Origin of the sequence: Nocardia sp. NPDC005978 (assembly GCF_040614455.1) — a bacterium.
Lineage (GTDB): Bacteria > Actinomycetota > Actinomycetes > Mycobacteriales > Mycobacteriaceae > Nocardia.
Genome location: NZ_JBEXUS010000142.1, coordinates 1 through 18,989, shown reverse-complemented (window position 1 = coordinate 18,989; position 18,989 = coordinate 1). Strand labels below are relative to the sequence as shown.

Here is an 18,989-nt window from a genome sequence, read left to right as displayed (position 1 = left end):
GGCGCAGGGGCGAACCCGCGGCCGAACCGGGCCGCCGCGCCGCGCCGCCCGCGCCGTTCTGGGTGGGGGTGGCCAGCGCGAATTCCCGGGCCGAGATTCCGGACCTGTTCACCGAGGCGCGCATGCTGGCAGAACTCGGCCGCTGCCTGGACCGTCCGCAGATGCTGTGCCGCAGAGCAGATCTCATGTTCGAGTACACGATCGCGGCGGGCGGTTCGGCGCGGCCGGGCCTGGCCGCGGTCCTGGCCCCGCTGGACGCGCAGCCGCTGCTGGCCGAAACCCTGGAGGTGTTCGTGGACACCGGGTTCAACCAGCTGGCCACCGCGCGCCTGCTCAATATCCACCGCAACACCGTCACCTATCGATTGGCGCGGGTGCACGAGCTCACCGGTTTGGACCCGCACCGGCCCACCGACGCGATGACCCTGTCCGCGGCCCGGATCGCCCGCTGCCTGGAATCGGCGTCCTTCTCCCCGTAACCCGCCGCACACCGCACGGGCGGCCCGAATACGCATGCCGAGCGACGACTGTCCGGGTTCGGTTGGGCCCGATCCGCTCTCAGACCCGGACAGTCGGACGCCAAGGCTCAAAGATGATCTAGAAGTAGCCGATCACGGGAGCAGGCACCCGTGAGGTGGACATAAATCGCCATTTCGACCGCCATATGTCCGCTACGGTCTGCCGATGAATTCGTCCCAGACAACAGCGAATCATGCCCGCCACCGCACGGATTCACCGCCCGCAATCACCCCGCCTGGCCAAAATTCTCAGCAATCTTCTCCCCCGCACCCTCTCCCCCTGAGATCGACCGCATGACACACTGAGACACCGATCTTCGGAGGTATTCCATGCCCGAACCGCGCCAGGGTGGATTCCGGCGGTTGCGCCGCCGTGCCGATTCCGACACCGCCGGGCAGCCGCCGACTCGCGCATCGGTCCGCAACGCCAAGATCGTCTCACTGCCGGTGGCCTACGCGGCCCGGCGCGCGGGCGGGGTGGGCAGGCGCGCGCTCGGCCGCCCGGCGCACGAGGTGGAACTCGACATCCAGGCCCGCACCGCCCAGCACATGTTCGAGGTGCTCGGCGAGCTCAAGGGCTGCGCGGCCAAACTCGGTCAATTGCTCGCGCTGTACGAGCTGGCCCTGCCCGCCGAACTCGGCGCCCCCTATCGCGAGGCCCTGAGCCACCTGCAGGATTCGGCCCCGGCCATGCTGCCCGGGGCGGTGCGCGCGGCCATGGCCGAGAACCTGGGGCCCGAGTGGGAGAGCCACTTCACCCGCTTCGACGCGCGGGCCTGTGCCGCGGCCTCGGTGGGTCAGGTGCACCGGGCCGTCTGGCACGACGGGCGCGCGGTGGCGGTCAAGCTCATGTATCCCGGTGCCCGCGAATCGGTGCGCTCGGACCTGGAGCAGATTCGCCGATTGGCCCCGCTGGCAACGGTTTTCGCGCCCGCCGCCGATACCCGCGCGCTGGCCGCGGCACTGGCGGACTGCATCAACGAGGAACTGGACTACGTCACCGAGGCCGCCACCCAGCGCAGCTTCGCCACCGCGTACGCCGACGATCCGGATTTCGTGGTGCCCGAGGTGGTCCACCAGCAGGGCGATGTCCTGGTGAGCGAATGGCTCGACGGAATTCCGTTGCCGCGCATCATCGAATCCGGCGCACAGCAGGAGAAGGATCGGATCGGTCTGCTGATCACCCGGTTCGTGCTGTCCTCGGGTGTGCGCACCGGGCGGCTCTACACCGATCCGCATCCCGGTAACTTCCGAGTGCTGCGCGACGGCCGTCTGGGCGTGGTCGATTTCGGCGCGTGCCCGACCTTTCCCGCCGACTTCCCGGCCCTGGTGGGCGAGATAGCCGACGCGGCGTTCAACGGCACGGACGCCCAGCTGCTCGCGGTACTGCGCCGGCACGAATTCGTCCGCTCCGACCGCGATTTCGACATCGCCGCGCTGCGGATCGTGACCACCGAGGTCCGCGAGCTGTTCTATCACCGCGTGGTGCGCCTGACCACGCCGTGGCTGCGCCGCCAGGTGCTGCGGGCCACCGATCTGCGACTGTCCAACGTGTGCCGGGAGCTGACCTCGGCGCCGCAGTACACCCCGATCGGCCGGGCCATCGTGGCCACGGCCGGGGTGCTGTGCCAGCTGGACGTGGAGGGCCCGCTGCGCGCCGAACTCCTCACCTACATACCGGAATTGGCGGCCCCGCTGGAGCGCTTCCTGCTAGGCGAGGAGCTACCGCCGGTGACGCGTCACCTGGTGGCGGTCACAGATGCATCCAGTTCGGCCACGCCTTCGACCACGGTTCCTTCCGTTCCGTGCACTTCCAAATGGTGACGTCCTGGGTGTTGCCCGGGAATCCGATCCGGGTGTCCACCTTGCCGACCGGTTCGACCTTCGCGAACTGCGTGCGCAGCAGCACCTCGTAGCCGCCGACGGCCAGCACCGCGGTCGCGTCGTCCGGCGGAGCGCCGAAGTAGCCGAAACCGCGGCTCGGGCTGTAGATGGGCGGCAACTGGTCGCGGCCGAACTGGTCCAGGGCCGCGGCCTGCCAATAGGTGTCGGTGAGGATGACGGCGCGTTCCTTCTCCGCCGGGGGCAGCGCGTCGTAGACGCGGATCACCTCGTCGGTGAGTTCGTGCCAGCCGAAGGAGCCGTAGACGCCGATATTGATGGCGGCCTCGGCGTCGTCGGCGGGCGGGCGGATGTCGTCGGCCGGTCGCCAGGGCGTCGAGTAGAGCACGAAAGCGGTTGCGGCCGAAGCCAGCAGCGCGGTGGCGACGATCAGGACGCGCCGCCACGGCGCCGTCACGCGTTCGGCGGTGGTGACCAGCCCGACCGCACCCGCGGCGATCATCACCCCGTACATCCCCGCCGCGTAGTAGATCCGCCCGCCCGAGACCAGGAACGCCAGGTACAGCAGGATCAGGGTGAGACCGAGAAAGCGGTAGGGCCGCAGCAGATCCCAGGTGAGCAGCGCCCACAGCCCCCAGAGCAGCAGCAGCGTCCCGAGGAATCCGGCCAAGCTCACCGACATGGGCACGAAGAGCAACCGGCCGCCGAGGATGTCCTGTTCATCGGCGATGATCCGGCCCATCTCGAGCTGCGGCCAGTCGTGTTCGTGCTGCCAGAGCAGTTCGGGCACGGTCGCGAGCACGGCCAGCACACCGCCCAGCCACAGCAGCGGCCGGCGCACCAGATCGCGGGGACCGCAGATCAGGCTGCTGATGGCGACGGCGATCCAGAAGAACGGGATGAGCCATTTGACCTGCAGGTCCAGCGCGGTGACCAGGGCCGCGATCAGCAGCAGCCAATCCTGGCGGGTGCGAACCCAGCGCACCACCAGCCAGGTGATGATCACCCACAGCGCGGTGTCGATGGCGTTGGTGGTGAGCATGGCGCCCTGCAGCAGCAGAAACGGCGAGGTCGCGTAGCCCAGGGCCGCGAGCGCCTGCGCCCAGCGCCCGCCGCCGAATTCACGGGCGAGCATGGCGCACAGCACGATCGCCGCCACGGTCAGCAGCACGGCCGGCAGTCGCAGCACGAACCAGGAGCCCGGCGCGAGGGTGTCCATCAGCCGGGCGAGCAGCGGGAGCACCGGCCCCTGGTCGGCGTACCCGAAGGCCGGGCGGCGCCCCGAGGCCAGAAAGTACAGTTCGTCGCCGAAGTACCCGTACCGCGTGGAGGACAACAGCAACACCACAGCAGCCGGAACGGCAACGGCCGCGACCGCCCACCACGCCATGCCGGTCTGCTCTTCCACCGCCGCATGTCGTCCCGAGGATCCGGGTTGAGCCGGACGATCAACCACGTCGGTCATCGGCACACTCCTCGCAGGCAGGCACTGGACTTCAGCAAATCTACAGCTTTCATCAGATCCGGCCCGCCTGCGAAACAGCTGTAATTCGGACAAATCGCGCTCTCGAACGCGCTGTCGCTCGCCCGCGCGGCCCAGGCGCGCCACCACCGCACCAAAGCCCCTGTCGCAGCGGCCTATACTTGCGCCCGTATCGCACTGCCGTACAACATCTTTCAGGCAAGGAGTGTGGCCATGACCGCCCAGCCGCCCGAGACCAATCCGTTCGGTATCCCCACCACGACCGGCCCGCAGCCGATCCGCTCGTCCCAGGGCACCCTGAACAAGTTCATCCGCGTGCTGCTGCGCGTGCCCGTGCTGTCGGGCGTGGTCGGCAAACGGCTACTGATCCTGCACGTGGTGGGCCGCAAGACCGGGAAGGTCTACGACGTGCCCCTCGCCTACACCCGGCACGAGGGCGAACTGCTCATCGGCACCGCCAACCATCCCTGGGTGCGCAACATCCGCAAGGACGTGCCGCTCGAGATCAGCGCGGGCGGTCCCCGGCGCACGATGGACGCCGAGGTGCACACCGACAGCGAATCGGTCATGCGCCTGTACGAGATCGTCGCCCGCGACAACGCCCGCAACGCGGCCTTCAACGGCATCGGCTTCGACCCGGACGGCTCCCCGCACCGGGCCGACATCTATCAGACCTGGCAGCAGGGCGGGGTCGTCATCCGCCTCACCCCGCACCGCTAGCCGGTCCTCACTCGGCGACGCGCGCCTGCACGTAGTTCTCGGCGGACAGCGCGACCAGAACCTGCCGCACGCCCGGCGGGGCCCAGGACGCCGAGGAGTCCTGTCCCACCACCGGGTCGGTGAGTCGCACCACGTGCCCGCGGGTCTGGAACTCGAAACTGCCCGCCGCCCGGATGTTCTTGAGCCAGTCCACGTTCCGCCCGTAGGTCAGGGCGATGCGGTACCCGCCGTCGCGCTGGAACACCATGACCGGCACGGAATACGCGCGCCCGGAATTGCGGCCGACGTGCCGCACGATTCCGAACCCCGGCGCGACCCGCGCCAGCACGCCCAGCACCGGATTGCTGACGCGTCGATTGAGTCTGGCCAGCGCCTGCGGCAACGGCATGATCTCGTCCTCTCCGACGAAAACGTTTGCGTCCCAGAGGCTACGCCGCATTCCGGTCCCGGGTGTGATTGTGGGCCCGGGTTGGGATCGTGGCCTCGGGTGTCGTTGTGGCCTCGGGTGTGGTTGTGGCCTCGGCCACCCCCGCGACATTCGAATCCGGTAGCGGCGGACCCGGACCGCGACCGCCGTCGTCCCGCTGACTAGTGTTCGGGTCCGACCGTCGGCCCCGGCGCGGAGAGGAGCCCCATGCCCGAGATGATCGCGATCTACGACGCCGCAGGCAACGAGATCGGCTCGCAGGATCGCGCGGTCGTCTATGCGACGGGCCTGTGGCACGCCGCCGCCGGGGTGCTCGTGCGCTCCCTGGACGGTTCCAGGATCTACGTCCACCGCCGCACCGACACCAAGGCCGTCTTCGCGGGCATGCACGACTGCCTGGCCGGCGGGGTCCTCGACCCCGGCGAGGACCCCGCCGACGCGGCGGCCCGCGAACTCTCCGAGGAACTGGGCATCACCGCGGAGGTTCCCCTGAAGCCGCTCGCCACGGTCTCCTGGGATGGCGAGTGGGCGGGAAAACCCATGCGCTGCCACCTCTTCGCCTACGAGTACCGCTCCGACGGCCCCCTGCGCCACCAGGCCACCGAGATAGCCGACGGCTGGTGGTGGACCGACGCCGAGCTCCGCGCCCACCTGACCGACCCCGCCTGGCCCTTCGTCCCCGACACCCGGGTCCTGGTCCCGCACCTGCTGCGCTGAACCGGGTCTCCACGTCCCGCTCCGGATCGCGTGCCTCAGTGCCGAGTTCCGCACCCCGCGCCTGTTCCCGCACCCCGCGCGAAAAGGTCCGAATCCCCGTCAAACGCGCTACTCCGACTTCGAATCCACCTCCGGCCGTAGGTGTTCCAACACGGGCAGCAGGAAGTCCCGCGCGTACTCCTCCGGGCCGTCTGGCCGATCCAGCCCGAGTACCTCGGACGGAATCAGGATCAGGGTGTGGAAGGCCCGGGCCACGTGCTCGGCGAATCGGTTCGCGGCGTCCGGCGTCGACCAGCCGTCCAGCGGCAGGAACGTCGCGACGAACATCCGCCCCCAGTTGAGCGCCTGACTGTCGGCGGTGATGACGTAGGGCAGGAACAGTTCCGGATTCATGGTCAGCACGGGACGAATCGCCGGATGCTCGCTCAGGCTGCGATAGGCCGCGGCGAACGAATGCACCAGCCGGTCCGCGTCGTCGTCGTAGCCCTGCGCCACGGCCTGCACGCCCGCGAAGAACGTGGCCAACTCCTCCTCGACCAGGGCGCTGATCAGCGCGTCGCGCCCCGCGAAATGCTTGTACAGCCCCGCTCGGCTGACCCCGGCCCGCCGGGCCACCTCGTCCATGGACAGCTTGCGCATCCCGGTGCCGGCGGCCAGTTCGCGTGTGGCGTCCAGGATGCGCTCGCGGGTGCCGCTCGCCGCTTTGCCGCTCATCACCTTCGGGCTCATGGCCACATCCTACGAAGTAGACACATAGACACTATATGTCTACTATTCCACTGACAGCCGGCGCAGATGCCGAGCACCGGCGATTACGCGCCGCGTGATCCGCCGCCGGTTCGTCCAGGAGGAGGACACGATGACCGCGTCGACCGATTCGACCGATCCCCGCGCGATCAACACCGAGGCCCGCGACGCCGTCGCCGAGCGCCTGATCGGAGGTTCCCTGCGGCGCTCCTACAACTCGCTCGTCGACGTCGACTGGGACGCGCCCCAGGACCCGAACCTGTTCTACATGCCGCCCGAGACGATCTCGCTGTACGGAACGCCGCTGTGGCAGAACATGTCCCACTCCGATCGCGTCGAGCTCTCCCGGCAGGAGCTGGCGAACATGCTCAGCCGGGCGGTGTGGTTCGAGAACACGCTGAACCAGGGCCTGCTGCGGGCGATGCTCCATCAGGACCCGACCTCGCGAAACGTGCAGTACGCGTTGACCGAAATCGGCGACGAGACCCGCCACATGATCATGTTCAGCCGCGTGATCACCGCCGTCGGCGCCCTGCCGTACCGGCTCTCGCCGCTGGAAGCGATGGCGGTGCAGAGCTTTCCGTTCTTCTACCGGGGTCTGTTCCTGTGGGTGGCCGCCCTGTGCGGCGAGGAGGTCATCGACGACGCGCAGCGCGCGTTCGCGCGGCACCCGGACCTGCAGCCGATCGTCGCGCAGATCATGCGCATTCACGTCACCGAGGAAGCCCGCCACATTCGCTACGCCCGCGAGGGCGTGCGGCGGCGTGTGCGGCACGCGCCGTGGTGGGAACGGCAATTCGCGGCCTCGGCCAACGGCGCGGCGGGTTTCGTGCTGCGCCGGCTGATGTACGACCGGCGTGTGTACGAGCGGTGCGGACTCGACGCCGCCGAGGCGATGCGCCAGGCCCGCGCCAACGAACCGGTCAACGCGCGCCGCCGCGAGGCGTTCGAGGGCCTGTCCCGGTTCCTGTGCGAGAACGGCCTGATGAATCCGGTCTCGCGACTGCTGTGGCGTCGATTCGGATTCCTGTGATGAGCGGATCCCCGAGGTACGACGTCGTGATCGTCGGGGCCGGGTTCGCCGGCCTGTGCGCGGCGATCATGCTGCGCCGCAAGAACATGCACAACTTCGTGATCCTCGAGAAGGCCGGCGAGGTGGGCGGCACCTGGAGAGAGAACACCTATCCCGACGCGGCGTGCGACGTGCCGTCGCTGATGTACTCGTTCTCCTTCGCACCCAATCCGAGGTGGACGCGCGGCTACGCGACCCAGCCCGAGATCCTCGAGTACCTGCGCTCGGTGGCAGACCGCTTCGACCTGCGCCGCGACATCCGCTTCGGCGCCGAGGTCGTCGCGGAGACCTTCGACGAGAACTCCGACACCTGGACCGTCACCACCGCCGACGGCGTCGAACGCACCGCCCGCGCGGTCATCGACGGCACCGGGCCGCTGCACATCCCGAACGTCCCCGCCATTCCCGGCGCGGATGCGTTCGCGGGCAGCATCTTTCATTCCGCCCGATGGGATCACACGGCCGATCCGACCGGCCGCCGGGTCGCGGTGATCGGGACCGGCGCCTCCGCGGTGCAGTTCACCCCGCATCTGGCCGCGCGCGCCGAACACCTGACCGTGTTCCAGCGCACGCCGAGCTGGCTACTGCCCAAACTCGATCGCCCGATCACCGCCGCCGAGCGCACCGCGTACCGGGCGATCCCGGGGCTGCGCGGGATGGCGCGGGCCGGCGTCTATTTCGGCCACGAGGCGCTGGTCGGCGCGTTCCTGCGCCCGCGATACATGCCGATGGTGCGCGCGGTGGCGCGGGCGCATCTGCGCCGACAGATCGGCGATCCCGTTCTCCGCGAGCGACTGACACCGGACTACGAGATCGGCTGCAAGCGCATGGTGATCGACAATCGCTACTATCCCGCGCTGACACGCGAGAACGTCACCGTTGTCACCGCCCCGATCACGGGAATCACCGAGACCGGGGTCCGGACCGGTGACGGGGTCGACCATCCGGCCGACATCATCGTCTACGGCACCGGATTCCAGGTCGCGGACAAGTTCCACGGCCGGAACCTGACCGGCGCGGGCGGGCGCACCGTCCGGCAGCTGTGGCGCGACGGCCCGCAGGCGTACCTCGGGCTGGCCGCACACGGCCTACCCAACTACTTCCTGCTCGTCGGCCCCAACAGCGGCGTCGGCAACCAGTCGATCGTCTTCATGATCGAGGCCCAGGCCCGCTACATCGCGCAACTGCTAACGACGATGCGCGATCGCGAGGCCACCCGTGTCGAGGTGAAAGCGCATGTGCAGCAGCAGTTCAACCGGATGCTGCAACACCGGTCCCGGGGCACGGTGTGGACCACCGGCGGCTGCCGCAGCTGGTACCTGGACGACGAGGGCGTGAACCGGGCGATCTGGCCCGGCTCGACCCTCGAGTACTGGCGGCGCACCCGGATGCCGCGATCCGGCGACTTCGAGTTCACCCGCGCCGAGGATCGCGAGGACGAGGACGAGTACCACGGCCCGGCCTTCGTCAGCGGCCCCGACGGCGTCGAGTATCCGGTGCGCGCGCACCTGCTCGCCCTGTATCAGCCGATCGGCAACACCGTGCACTGGTCCGGGCGGCTCGACGCGTGCGCGAACCTGGCCCGGCTGCATCCGGTCGCGAATCGACCGGTGCGCCTGCGGGTTCCGGGCCGTGACCCGGTGCCGGCGACGCTGACCGACGGGGACCCCTGGGGTGGCTCACACATCACCGGGCACGGCGCGTTTCCCTACGCGCACCCGCTCGACGTCTGAACGACGCGTTCTCCCCTGTACCGCAAGGACTCTCATGGCCTACGTCATCACCCAGAACTGCTGCAACGACGCCTCCTGCGTGGCGGCGTGCCCGGTGGGCTGCATTCACCCGACACCGGAGGAGCCCGGCTTCGCCACGGCCGAACTGCTGCATATCGATCCGGCGACCTGTATCGACTGCGGGGCGTGCGCGGACGCGTGTCCCGTGGACGCGATCCGGCCCGAGACCGCCCTTACCGCCGCAACCCGGCCGTTCGCCTCGGTCAATGCCGGCTACTACCGCGACAACTCCGCGCCGCCGAGTTTCATCCGTATGCGACCCCCAACGGGTCTGGTCACCACGGCGACACCGTTGAACGTCGCCGTGGTCGGTTCGGGGGCGGCCGGGTTCTACAGCGCCGCGGCGCTGCTGCGACATCCCGGAATCCGGGTCGAGATGTACGAAAAGCTGTCCGTCCCCTACGGTCTCGTTCGGCACGGGGTCGCACCGGATCACCCCGCGACGAAGCGCGTGGTCGATCGGTTCGACTTCGGCCCCGGCAAGCGCGCCCGCTTCCGGCTGCGCCTCGGTGTCGAGATCGGCGCGGAGACCGGTCACGCCGACCTGCTTGCCCGCCACGACGCGGTCATCTACGCAACCGGTGCCGCCGACCACAACCGGCTGACGATCCCGGGGGCGACCCTGCCCGGTGTCTGCTACGCCGATGCCTTCGCCGGCTGGTACAACGATCACCCCGCCCATCGCTCGCTCGCCCCGAATCTGTCCGCGCGCCGGGCCGTGGTGGTGGGCAACGGCAATGTGGCGCTGGATATCTCGCGCGTACTGGCCACCGAGCCGCACCGCCTGGCCGCCACCACGATCGCGGGACACGCCCTGAACACGCTGCGGCGCAGCGCCGTCGAGGAGGTCGTGGTCCTCGGCCGCCGGGGTCCCGAGCACACCCGTTTCACCGTCCCCGAACTGGTGGGCCTGCTGGAACGCCCCGATATCGACGTGATCGTCGATCCCGCCGACCTACCCGCGCGGCACATCCCCGACCGGGTGGCCCGCACCCGCGTGGAACTGCTGGCCGAGGCGGCGACCCGGCCGCCGGTCCCCGGCAACCGGCGGATCGTCCTGCGTTTCCACACCGCGCCCACCGCCGTGCTCGGATCCGGCGCGGTGTCCGGAGTCCGCACCGAACGCACCACCCACGACGGCCCGCCGAACCCCGACGCGATGATCGACACGTCTATCGTGGTCGCGGCGATCGGATTCCGCGGACGTCCCATCGCCGGCGTCGCCTTCGACCCGCACACCCACACCATCCCGCACTCCGGCGGCCGTGTCGTGGACTCCACGGGCATGCCCGTCACCGGCGTCTATGCCGCGGGCTGGATCAAACGCGGCCCGACCGGCGTGATCGGCACCAATCGCACGTGTGCGGAGGAAACCGTCGCGAGCCTGCTCGCCGACCATCGCGCGGGCATGCGCCCCGAACCCGCTCGGCGCTGACCGCCGCCCGGGCGACCGGGGGTCCGGACATGACGACGACAGTCGGCCGGGCCCGTCCGGCCCGCGAAAGTGGTAGTTCGACGACCGCCTTCGTGCCGCAGAACCGCACGGTGACGCACCTGGAATGCCGGAGACCGAGGTCCTGCATCGGTGCCGGGCCGCCGGACCACGGTGCGTCCCGGCGAATCACAGCGTGCAGCGAGCCTCCGCGGGTGGGGTTTTCAGGTCGACCAGGTAGTCCGCGACGATCGCGTTGACGCAGGGGCTGACCGGGGACAGGGCGACGGTGTGCTGCTCGCCGTCGACGGTGAGCAGTGTGCCGCCGAGGGTTTCGGCCAGGGACCGGCTGCCGGGGTACGGGGTGGCGGGATCGCCGGTTATGCCGATGGTGAGGGTTTGCGGGAGGCCCCTGATGCCCTCGGCGTACGGGTAGCCGAGAGTGGGTGGTGCGGGCCAGAACTCGCAGGCGTCGCGAGCGCCCTCGACCCCCGTGCCCGGGTCCATGTACGGGGCCGCCGCGTACAGGCGGCGACGCAGCTCGGTTTCCTCGTCCGGGGTGCGGCGTTCCTCGTCCATGCAGTTGATCGCGTACGCGGCTTCGGCGAAGTTGGGCCAGCGGCCGTCGGGTCCGCGGCCGCCGAAGGCGTTGCCGAGTGCGACGAGCGTGTCGCCCTTGCCCGCGCGCAACTCGGTGAGGCCCTTGGTGATCACCGGCCAGGCCGCGGAGTCGTAGAGCCCGGCGGTGACCGCGCCCCACACGTCGGTGAAACTCAGCCGGTGGCCCTGGACCTCGATCGGTGTGTCCGCGAGCGAACGGGTGAGCTGCTGGAAGCTCGCGGTGGCCCGCGCGGGATCGGTGCCCAGGGGACAGTCCGGCCGGGTGGCGCAGTCGGCGGCCATCTTGTCGAAAGCGCGCTGGAATCCCGCGAATTGGGTGATGCGGCGGTCGACGGTTCCGGCGTGCGGGTCGATGGCGCTGTCCAGGACCATGGCGCGGACGCGCTCGGGGAAGGTCTCGGCGTAGACCGGCCCGAGCCGGGTGCCGTAGCTCTGACCCAGGTAGCTGAGCTTCTCGTCCCCCAGCGCCGCGCGCAGGATGTCCATGTCGCGCACCGCATCCCGCGTGCCGACGTGCTCGAGCACGTCCGTGCCGCCGGAGCGTTCGGCGCAGCGTTCGACCAGCGCCCGGGTGTCGTCGGCGGTCCAGCGACCGACGCTCGAGGCCATCGGGAACACCGCCTCGCCCGCATCGGTTTCGGCGTCGCTGAAGCAGTCGATGGCGGGCGTGGACGCGCCCACCCCGCGTGGGTCGAAGCCGATCAGATCGAACCGCTCGGTCACCGGGCTCGCCGCCCAGGTCTTGGCGCCCACGGCGGCCATGGCCATACCCGGCCCGCCCGGCCCACCGGGATTCAGCAGCAGCGAGCCGATCCGCTCCCCGCGGGCAGGCGCTTTCAGGACGGCGATCTTCATGGTGCGCCCACCCGGATCCCCGTAGTCGAGCGGGACTTCCAGACGCGCACAACGGAATTCCGGCCTAGCTGCGATGGCGGTCTCGTCGCCCGCGGTGGTGGCGTACCCGTCGCAGGCCCCGAAGGCCAGCTGCTGGTCGTAGAACCGCTGCAATCGCTCCGCGTCATCGGGCTGTGACGACTGCGAGCAGCCGGTCAGGGTGAGCGCGAGCAGGAACGCTGTCGCCGCGGCGGTGGCGGACTTCATGCCGGTGGAACTCCCCTCGTGTGGTGAACGCACTGATCACGCGCGGCGGTACCCCGCGCGCCGACGGGTACGACACTCCCAGGCGGGCGGGCCCGGTCGGGCCGATGCGCCACCGTCGGCGTGTCGAGCCGTCCGCGTTCCGGCCCGGCCGCACGAGCACGGCGATACCCGTTCGGCGGCAGCCGAATCCCGCGGGCCCGAGGTGATCGTCGGTTGCGCAGCCGCGCAAGGCGATACGACGGCACCCCTCGGCTGCTCTGGAAGCGGTGTGGTCAGCTCTGCCGGGTCAGCAGCGCGATCGCGAAGCCCGCGAAGGTGTCCGCGACCTTGTCCGCGTCGAACGGCGCCTGCGGCGTCCACCATTCGGCCGCGCGAATCCCCATCGCGCCGATGGCCGCGACACTGAGCCACGGATCGGACACGGTGAACGAGCCGAGGCGCACGCCGCGCTCGATGACGTTGAGGAACATCCGCTCGGTCTCACCGCGGATCGCGTAGAGCTGTTGCTGCTGTTCGACTGTGAGCGAACGGAATTCGCGATGGGTGACACCGGCGAGTTCGCGGTAGCGCAGGTGCAGCAGCACGTGCGCGCGGGCCAGCGCCCGCACCTGCTCGACGGGGTCCGGCCCGGTGCCGAGCAGAACGTCCTCGAGCAGATCGCGCTGATACCGGTGCCCCATTTCCACGAGCTCGTAGAGCAGTTGTTGTTTGGAGCTGACGTGGGTGTAGATGGCCCCGGGCTGCAATCCCAGCGCGGTGGCCAGATCCCGCACGGAGACCGCGTGATAGCCCTGTTCGCCGAACTGCAGCAGGGCGGTTTCGAACAGCCGCCGCCGGGTGCCGGACAGGTCCGCGCCGGCCGGTAGCAGGTCCGGCGCGCCGATCGATTTGGCAGTCATGTCCATCCTGGGTGAACGAGTGTTCAGGCCGAACGATAACGGCTCCCGGTCGCGGTTTCAATGGCCCTCGGCCACAGATATTTTTTCCTTGACATGTGATCGCCATCTCACCCATGCTGACCCTAATCCACCTGAACGATCGTTCAGATCCACCAGATCCCGACCACCCTGCCCGTACGGCGGCGTGGACCAGGTGCACCCCGATCACGGCTTCGCCCGCGAGGCCGCCACCGGATAGCACCGAATTCCGAGAGAAGTCGTTCCATGAGCAGTGCGATCACCACCCTCCTGACCGGTTACGCGTTCCTGGAGGGCCCCCGGTGGCACGAGGGCCGATTGTGGCTGTCGGACATGTACACCCACCAGGTCCTGTCCGTCACCGCCGACGGCGGCGATCCGCGCGTCGAGGCACGGGTCCCGGGCCGGCCGTCCGGCCTGGGATGGCTCCCCGACGGCCGCCTCCTGATCGTCTCCATGCGTGATCGCCTGCTGCTGCGCCGCGAACCCGAAGGGACCCTGGTCACCCACGCGGATCTGTCCGGGCACGCGATCGGTCACCTCAACGACATGGCCGTCGACCGGCACGGACGCGCCTACATCGGCAGCTTCGGATTCGACCTGGGCGCGGCGGAACCCCCGCGCCCCGCGAGTCTGCTGCGGGCAGATCCGGACGGAACGGTCACCGAAGTCGCCGACGACCTGTGGTTTCCCAACGGCTGCGTCATCACCGGCGACGACGTGCTGCTGGTCAACGAAACCCTCGGCAACCGGATCACCGCGTTCGACATCGGACCCGGCGGCGTATTGGGGAACCGGCGCGTCTGGGCGCGGTTCGGCGATCTCCCCGGCGAGGCCGATCTCGGCACGGTGCTCGCGCAGGTCGTCGTGGGCGGTGACGGTTCGGCCCTCGACGCGGACGGCGGCCTGTGGGTGGCCGACGCCCTGCACGCGCGCCTGCTCCGCGTACTGGCGGGCGGGACCATCACCGACGAGATCGTGCTCCCCACCGGCGTCTTCGCCTGCGCGCTCGGCGGGGCCGACGGCCGCACCCTGTTCGCCTGCACGGCACCGGATTTCGACGAGCATGCCCGCTCGAACGCCCGCGAAGCGGCCGTGGTCGCGCTGCGCGTCCCGATATCGGCCGCCGAAACGCCGGCCCTTTCCTGACGGTCGATCCGGGCCCGCGCTCCATACCGATCCCCCACCATGTACACAGTCCCGCACCGCACCCCGAGGAGTCCCCGCGATGGAAGCAATCGTCCACGTCACCGGCGGCAAGATCCGCGGCCGGACCGAGAACGGCATCAGCCGCTTCCTCGGCATTCCGTACGCGGCCGCGCCGGTCGGCCCCGCGCGGTTCCAAGCGCCCGCCCCGGTGGCGGAGTGGCCGGGCATCCGCGACGCGCTCGAGTTCGGCGCGACGTGTGCGCAATCGCCGTATCCACCGCCGATCGACGCCCTCATCGGCAGCGACGGCATCCCCGGCGACGACTACCTGAACCTCAATGTCTGGACCCCCGAGGTGGGCGGCAGCGGCCTGCCGGTGATGGTGTGGATACACGGCGGCGCGTTCACCCGCGGTTCGAACGCCCGAACCATGTACGACGGAACGACATTCGCGCGCGACGGCGTGGTGCTGGTGTCGATCAACTACCGCCTCGGCATCTCCGGTTTCGCGGTCGTCGAGGGCGCACCGCACAATCGCGGACTGCGCGATCAGGTCTTCGCACTGGAGTGGGTGCGGCGCAACATCGCGGCGTTCGGCGGCGATCCGGGCAATGTCACCATTTTCGGTGAGTCGGCGGGCGGTATGAGCGTCCTCGACCTGATCGCGTCCCCGCCCGCGCAGGGGCTGTTCCAGCGCGCGATCGCCCAGAGCGCCAACGGTTCCACGGTGGCGGCCGCGCAGGACGCGGCCGAGGTCACCCGCCATCTGGCCGGCTTGCTCGGGGTCGAACCCACCGCCGCGGCGTTCGGCGACCTCGATCCGGCCCGGCTCCGCGCCGCGCAGGACGAGCTCGCCCGCGACGTGATGCTGGACCCGGATCCGGCACGCTGGGGTGCGACGGTCATCGCCAACGGCTTCGGGGTGATGAGCCTGTTCCCGGTGATCGACGGGGAGTTCGTGCTCGCCCGCCCCACCGATGTCCTTGCCGCCGAACCGGATCGGACCGTACCGCTACTCATCGGCTGGACGGCCGAGGAATACCGCTTCTTCACCTTCCCCACCGGTGCGGCCGCCGGAATCACCGAACAGGTCCTGCCGTTCGCGGTGGCCCGCTACGGCCTGGACCCCGCCGTCGTGGCGACCTATGCCGCGAACCGCCCCGGCGCGAGCCCCGCCGACGTCTTCTGCGCGATCATCACCGATCTCGCCTTCCGCGACGACGCGCTGCGCATAGCGGATTCCACGTCCCGGGCGGCGAACCCCACGTACGTCTACGAATTCGCCTGGCGCTCACCGGTGGCCGACCTCGGCGCCTGCCACGTCCTGGAGATCCCCTTCGTCTTCGGCCGCCCCGACGCGCTGCCCACCCTGACCGGCCCCAACCCGCCCCGGGCGATCGCCGACGACATGCACGGCGCCTGGGTATCCTTCGCCACGAACGGCAGTCCCGGCTGGACGCCCTACGACACCGATTCCCGAATCATCCGGGTCTTCGACGCCCCCGAGTCCGCCGACGTCCCGCTCCCCCGCGCCGACGATCTCCACGCCCTGCGACAGGCGCGCCCGAAACCGTGACCCCACCCGGCGCTCGCCTGCCCGGCGGCGAGCGCCGTTCCGCGCGATGATGGTCCCCATGGCCCCGACCTTCGATGACGTCTACCGCGAGCGCTACCTGCTCCTGACCACCTACACCAAGGACGGCACCCCCAAACCCACCGCGGTCTGGGGCGTCCCCGAAGACGGCAAGCTCCTGATCATCACCGACGACGGCTCGTGGAAAACCAAGCGCATCAAGAACACTCCCCGCGTCACGATCCAGAAATGCGGTGTCCTGGGCAAAGTGAAAGGCGAGCCCGTCGAGGCCGTGGCCCGGATGCTCCCCGCGACCGAAACCCGCAGGGTCTTCGACAAGATCGTCCGGCGCTACTGGAATCACGCCTTCTACTTCGTGCCCCAGGCGATCCTTCGCGGCGGCATCGACAAGGTCCACGCGGCGATCGAGGTCCAAGCGCTCCCCGTCCCGGCCGAGAAGTAGGCTCCGGCTCGCTGACTTCTGCCAGGGCTAGGACGTGGGATCCCCCGCCCACCGAGGGGCCCGGATCCCCGTTCCGCCGGGAAGTAGGGCTCCGCTTCCGCCCCTCACTGCCCGGTCCAGGGCAGCGCCAACCCGTCCCCCGACCGCCGAGGGACGTAGTGCACATGAATGTGCGCAACGGTCTGCGTCGCGTCCACCCCCGACGAGGTGATGAGATTGAAGTCGGCCTTCCGCTCTCCGCCGTAGCTCTCCGCGGCCGCCATGGATCGCCCCACGGCGTCCGCGTCAGGGTGCTCGGCATGCGCTCTCGGCACGAACAACATATGCCCCGCCACAACGGGATTCACCGGCGCGAACCGCACTACTCCGAAGGCGTATTCGCGGTCGAATTCGCCCCTCACGATTCGCCCGCAGAAGACGCACTCCGGCGAACGACCGTCACCCCGGTACGACTCCAGCCCACCCACCATTCCAACAGTCAACCCGACGGGATTCGAACCCGCATCCTCCGCCGTGACAGGGCGGTGCTCTGGCCATTTGAGCTACGGATCGCCAGGCGCTCGCCACCGGCGAGCACCCCGCTGGCCCGGCAGGATTCGAACCTACGCACCCCCGCTTAACAGGCGGGTGCTCTGCCACTGAGCTACGGGCCAATCTTCACCGCCGCCTCCCGGCGTTGCGGTACAACAAGATTCGCAGCCCTCGCCGGCGACCACAACTGATTTTCTCGGCCCCTACAGCCCAGATCGAAGCAATGTTCGGGTCTGGGTCACCCGCGCGGCACGCTGATCCGGTTCGACCCCATCAGGAGAATGGCAGAATTCGGACGGTTTGAACTGCAATCGGGTCTGAATATTGTTGTATCACAATGGGATTGGGCTATTGCAGGTGGCTATCGAGGAGTAGAATAGGGGTATGAATTCGGGAGGGGAATCCAGCATCGCGCACCGTGTAGACGAACACGGTGTCGTGGTCGAAGGACTTCTCGAATCACCCCTGTATTCGTCGTCCGATGACGAGGTCATCGTGATGATGCAGAAGCTGGAGGCGGATTACCGCAAGCTCGAAGCGGTGAAGCAGCGCTTCGCTCTCGAATGCGCGGCACGGGGACTGCCCGCGCGGGCCGGTATCAAGAGCCCGATCGTGTTCCTGCAACAGACCTTGCGGATCTCGCATTTCGATGCTGCCGCTCGGGTGCGGAACGCGGACAGGCTCTCGACCGTGTCCGAGGGCAGTTTCCAGCGGCCGCCGGTGTTCCCGCACATCGCCGCAGCCCAACGTGCCGGGGAGATCTCCGCCGAGCACGTGCAAGCGATCGTGAAGGTCCTGGACCGGATCCCCGCCAGCGTGGAACCGAAGCTCAAGGAACTCGCAGAGAAGACGTTGACCGATTTCGCGTGCGTCGGTGACCCGAAAGGGGTGACCCAGGCCGGTATCCGAGTCCTGGCCTACGCCGACCCGGACGGGGTGTTGACCGCGGACAAGGACCGGCAGCGGATGCGCGGGATCTGCATCGGGCGTCAACGTGCGGATGGGATGTTCCCGATCTCGGGGTTGCTGACCCCGGAGTTGGGTGCGGTGTTCCTGCCCATGTTCGCCAAGTTCGCGCGCCCCGGCATGTGCAACCCCGATGACCCGGACAGCCCGCACACCACCGCGCAACTCGGGATCGACACCGAAATCGACGCCGACGACAGCGACTTGGATGCTGCCACCGTCGCCGCGCGTGCGGTGCTGCGAGCTGCCGCCAAGCGTGATCACCGCAGCGAAGCGCAACGCAATCACGATGCGCTGCTGCGGTTCCTGCACCCCGATATGGGGCCCACCAAACTCGGCTACCACCGTGGGCTGCCGGTCTCGACCGTGGTCACCATGCGCCTGACGGACCTGGAGCAGCGCACGGGGCTCGCTACCACGAACACCGGGGGCACGCTCTCGATCACCGAAGCGGTCAAGCTGGCCGCGCGGTCCACCCCGTACCTGGTGATCGTGGATGCCAACGGCCGCCCCCTGCACCTCTCACGCGGGCAACGCCTGGCAACGGTAGAGCAGCGCCTGGCGCTCACCGCCGTCGAGCGGGGCTGCACCCGCCCGGGATGCGACGCCCCCGCCACCCGCTCGGCCGTGCATCACATCAAGGAGTGGGCTGATGGCGGCGAAACGGACATAGAGAATCTGACGTTTGCGTGCGATGCCTGCCACGCCCAGGTCAACACTGGTCCGAACGGTTGGAAAACGATAGTGATGCCCGAGGATTCGGAGCATCCGGGCAAGACCGGGTGGATTCCGCCACCGCATATCGACCCCGCTCGTAGACCCCGGGTGAATTTCCGTCATCATCCGCGTGTGCCGAGCCCTTCGGGTGTGCCGGGTATCCAGGCACGGCGACTCTGCTAGAGCGCTGCCCCGCAGCC

Annotated in this window: 17 protein-coding genes and 2 tRNA genes; 11 read left to right on the top strand and 8 right to left on the bottom strand. The window is 69.2% G+C overall.

The genetic code is table 11. The features are described 5' to 3' along the window. The coding region (locus ABZ319_RS36385; protein ID WP_354991118.1) for a helix-turn-helix domain-containing protein at positions 1-479 on the top strand (479 nt) is incomplete at its 5' end. Between the two features lie 369 nt (positions 480-848). Then, positions 849-2,342, top strand: coding sequence for an AarF/ABC1/UbiB kinase family protein (locus ABZ319_RS36380; protein WP_354991117.1), 1,494 nt, complete (start codon positions 849-851; stop codon positions 2,340-2,342). On the opposite strand, the gene ABZ319_RS36375 is transcribed toward ABZ319_RS36380, so the two are convergent. After that, positions 2,272-3,825, bottom strand: coding sequence for a glycosyltransferase family 39 protein (locus ABZ319_RS36375; RefSeq protein WP_354991116.1), 1,554 nt, complete (start codon positions 3,823-3,825; stop codon positions 2,272-2,274). The two genes, ABZ319_RS36380 and ABZ319_RS36375, sit on opposite strands and share 71 nt — an antisense overlap. A 231-nt stretch (positions 3,826-4,056) precedes the next feature. Between ABZ319_RS36375 and ABZ319_RS36370 the strand changes: the two genes are divergently transcribed. Then, positions 4,057-4,563, top strand: a complete 507-nt coding sequence (locus ABZ319_RS36370) for a nitroreductase/quinone reductase family protein (protein ID WP_354991115.1) — start codon at positions 4,057-4,059, stop codon at positions 4,561-4,563. A gap of 7 nt (positions 4,564-4,570) precedes the next feature. Here ABZ319_RS36370 and ABZ319_RS36365 read toward each other — a convergent pair whose 3' ends face one another. Beyond that, complete coding sequence (locus ABZ319_RS36365; RefSeq protein ID WP_354991114.1) at positions 4,571-4,951, bottom strand: nitroreductase family deazaflavin-dependent oxidoreductase; 381 nt, start codon at positions 4,949-4,951, stop codon at positions 4,571-4,573. Between the two features lie 246 nt (positions 4,952-5,197). On the opposite strand from ABZ319_RS36365, the gene ABZ319_RS36360 reads away from it, so the two are divergent. Then, positions 5,198-5,707, top strand: coding sequence for an NUDIX domain-containing protein (locus tag ABZ319_RS36360; protein WP_354991113.1), 510 nt, complete (start codon positions 5,198-5,200; stop codon positions 5,705-5,707). 108 nt (positions 5,708-5,815) lie between these two features. Here ABZ319_RS36360 and ABZ319_RS36355 read toward each other — a convergent pair whose 3' ends face one another. After that, positions 5,816-6,436 (bottom strand): TetR/AcrR family transcriptional regulator, encoded by a 621-nt coding sequence (locus ABZ319_RS36355; RefSeq protein ID WP_354991112.1) that lies wholly within the window; start codon positions 6,434-6,436, stop codon positions 5,816-5,818. 130 nt (positions 6,437-6,566) lie between these two features. Between ABZ319_RS36355 and ABZ319_RS36350 the strand changes: the two genes are divergently transcribed. The 3 genes from ABZ319_RS36350 to ABZ319_RS36340 are packed head-to-tail and all read left to right on the top strand — an operon-like array spanning position 6,567 to position 10,754. Then, a complete protein-coding gene (locus ABZ319_RS36350) occupies positions 6,567-7,487 on the top strand; it encodes a diiron oxygenase (protein ID WP_354991111.1) in 921 nt (306 codons plus the stop codon). Then, positions 7,487-9,259, top strand: coding sequence for an NAD(P)-binding domain-containing protein (locus ABZ319_RS36345; RefSeq protein WP_354991110.1), 1,773 nt, complete (start codon positions 7,487-7,489; stop codon positions 9,257-9,259). The genes ABZ319_RS36350 and ABZ319_RS36345 overlap by 1 nt, the downstream gene beginning before the upstream one ends. A 34-nt stretch (positions 9,260-9,293) precedes the next feature. Then, the gene (locus tag ABZ319_RS36340; protein WP_354991109.1) at positions 9,294-10,754 is read left to right on the top strand and encodes an FAD-dependent oxidoreductase; all 1,461 of its coding nucleotides are present in this window, start codon (positions 9,294-9,296) and stop codon (positions 10,752-10,754) included. A gap of 186 nt (positions 10,755-10,940) precedes the next feature. On the opposite strand, the gene ABZ319_RS36335 is transcribed toward ABZ319_RS36340, so the two are convergent. Together ABZ319_RS36335 and ABZ319_RS36330 are read right to left on the bottom strand one after the other, a co-directional pair. Next, on the bottom strand, positions 10,941-12,473 hold the full coding sequence (locus ABZ319_RS36335) for an alpha/beta hydrolase (protein WP_354991108.1): 1,533 nt from the start codon (positions 12,471-12,473) through the stop codon (positions 10,941-10,943). 272 nt (positions 12,474-12,745) lie between these two features. Continuing rightward, the gene (locus ABZ319_RS36330; RefSeq protein ID WP_354991107.1) at positions 12,746-13,372 is read right to left on the bottom strand and encodes a TetR/AcrR family transcriptional regulator; all 627 of its coding nucleotides are present in this window, start codon (positions 13,370-13,372) and stop codon (positions 12,746-12,748) included. Between the two features lie 264 nt (positions 13,373-13,636). Here ABZ319_RS36330 and ABZ319_RS36325 point away from each other — a divergent pair, with 264 nt between their 5' ends. From ABZ319_RS36325 to ABZ319_RS36315, 3 genes are all read left to right on the top strand, one after another. Continuing rightward, positions 13,637-14,539 (top strand): SMP-30/gluconolactonase/LRE family protein, encoded by a 903-nt coding sequence (locus ABZ319_RS36325; protein WP_354991106.1) that lies wholly within the window; start codon positions 13,637-13,639, stop codon positions 14,537-14,539. 79 nt (positions 14,540-14,618) lie between these two features. Next, positions 14,619-16,115: a carboxylesterase family protein gene (locus ABZ319_RS36320; protein WP_354991105.1), complete on the top strand. Its 1,497-nt coding sequence runs from the start codon at positions 14,619-14,621 to the stop codon at positions 16,113-16,115. Between the two features lie 58 nt (positions 16,116-16,173). Beyond that, on the top strand, positions 16,174-16,575 hold the full coding sequence (locus ABZ319_RS36315; RefSeq protein WP_354991104.1) for a PPOX class F420-dependent oxidoreductase: 402 nt from the start codon (positions 16,174-16,176) through the stop codon (positions 16,573-16,575). 104 nt (positions 16,576-16,679) lie between these two features. Here the strand turns inward: ABZ319_RS36315 and ABZ319_RS36310 are convergent, their stop codons facing one another. The 3 genes from ABZ319_RS36310 to ABZ319_RS36300 all read right to left on the bottom strand — a co-directional run bounded on the left by ABZ319_RS36310 (position 16,680) and on the right by ABZ319_RS36300 (position 17,228). Further along, complete coding sequence (locus ABZ319_RS36310; protein ID WP_354991103.1) at positions 16,680-17,045, bottom strand: HIT domain-containing protein; 366 nt, start codon at positions 17,043-17,045, stop codon at positions 16,680-16,682. An 8-nt stretch (positions 17,046-17,053) separates the two neighbouring features. Next, positions 17,054-17,127 (bottom strand) — tRNA-Asp (locus ABZ319_RS36305). A gap of 29 nt (positions 17,128-17,156) precedes the next feature. Further along, positions 17,157-17,228: transfer RNA gene (locus tag ABZ319_RS36300), tRNA-Asn, on the bottom strand. Positions 17,229-17,490: 262 nt separating this feature from the next. Between ABZ319_RS36300 and ABZ319_RS36295 the strand changes: the two genes are divergently transcribed. Further along, positions 17,491-18,972, top strand: a complete 1,482-nt coding sequence (locus tag ABZ319_RS36295) for a DUF222 domain-containing protein (protein WP_354991102.1) — start codon at positions 17,491-17,493, stop codon at positions 18,970-18,972. Positions 18,973-18,989: the final 17 nt, after the last annotated feature.

Bases quoted from the DNA above. Each gene is read 5' to 3' on its own strand.
- ABZ319_RS36370 (WP_354991115.1), top strand. From the start codon at position 4,057: ATGACCGCCCAGCCGCCCGAGACCAATCCGTTCGGTATCCCCACCACG.
- ABZ319_RS36310 (WP_354991103.1), bottom strand. From the start codon at position 17,045: ATGGTGGGTGGGCTGGAGTCGTACCGGGGTGACGGTCGTTCGCCGGAG.
- ABZ319_RS36335 (WP_354991108.1), bottom strand. From the start codon at position 12,473: ATGAAGTCCGCCACCGCCGCGGCGACAGCGTTCCTGCTCGCGCTCACC.
- ABZ319_RS36355 (WP_354991112.1), bottom strand. From the start codon at position 6,436: ATGAGCCCGAAGGTGATGAGCGGCAAAGCGGCGAGCGGCACCCGCGAG.
- ABZ319_RS36330 (WP_354991107.1), bottom strand. From the start codon at position 13,372: ATGACTGCCAAATCGATCGGCGCGCCGGACCTGCTACCGGCCGGCGCG.
- ABZ319_RS36320 (WP_354991105.1), top strand. From the start codon at position 14,619: ATGGAAGCAATCGTCCACGTCACCGGCGGCAAGATCCGCGGCCGGACC.
- ABZ319_RS36295 (WP_354991102.1), top strand. From the start codon at position 17,491: ATGAATTCGGGAGGGGAATCCAGCATCGCGCACCGTGTAGACGAACAC.
- ABZ319_RS36350 (WP_354991111.1), top strand. From the start codon at position 6,567: ATGACCGCGTCGACCGATTCGACCGATCCCCGCGCGATCAACACCGAG.
- ABZ319_RS36365 (WP_354991114.1), bottom strand. From the start codon at position 4,951: ATGCCGTTGCCGCAGGCGCTGGCCAGACTCAATCGACGCGTCAGCAAT.
- ABZ319_RS36380 (WP_354991117.1), top strand. From the start codon at position 849: ATGCCCGAACCGCGCCAGGGTGGATTCCGGCGGTTGCGCCGCCGTGCC.
- ABZ319_RS36340 (WP_354991109.1), top strand. From the start codon at position 9,294: ATGGCCTACGTCATCACCCAGAACTGCTGCAACGACGCCTCCTGCGTG.
- ABZ319_RS36345 (WP_354991110.1), top strand. From the start codon at position 7,487: ATGAGCGGATCCCCGAGGTACGACGTCGTGATCGTCGGGGCCGGGTTC.
- ABZ319_RS36375 (WP_354991116.1), bottom strand. From the start codon at position 3,825: ATGACCGACGTGGTTGATCGTCCGGCTCAACCCGGATCCTCGGGACGA.
- ABZ319_RS36315 (WP_354991104.1), top strand. From the start codon at position 16,174: ATGGCCCCGACCTTCGATGACGTCTACCGCGAGCGCTACCTGCTCCTG.
- ABZ319_RS36325 (WP_354991106.1), top strand. From the start codon at position 13,637: ATGAGCAGTGCGATCACCACCCTCCTGACCGGTTACGCGTTCCTGGAG.
- ABZ319_RS36360 (WP_354991113.1), top strand. From the start codon at position 5,198: ATGCCCGAGATGATCGCGATCTACGACGCCGCAGGCAACGAGATCGGC.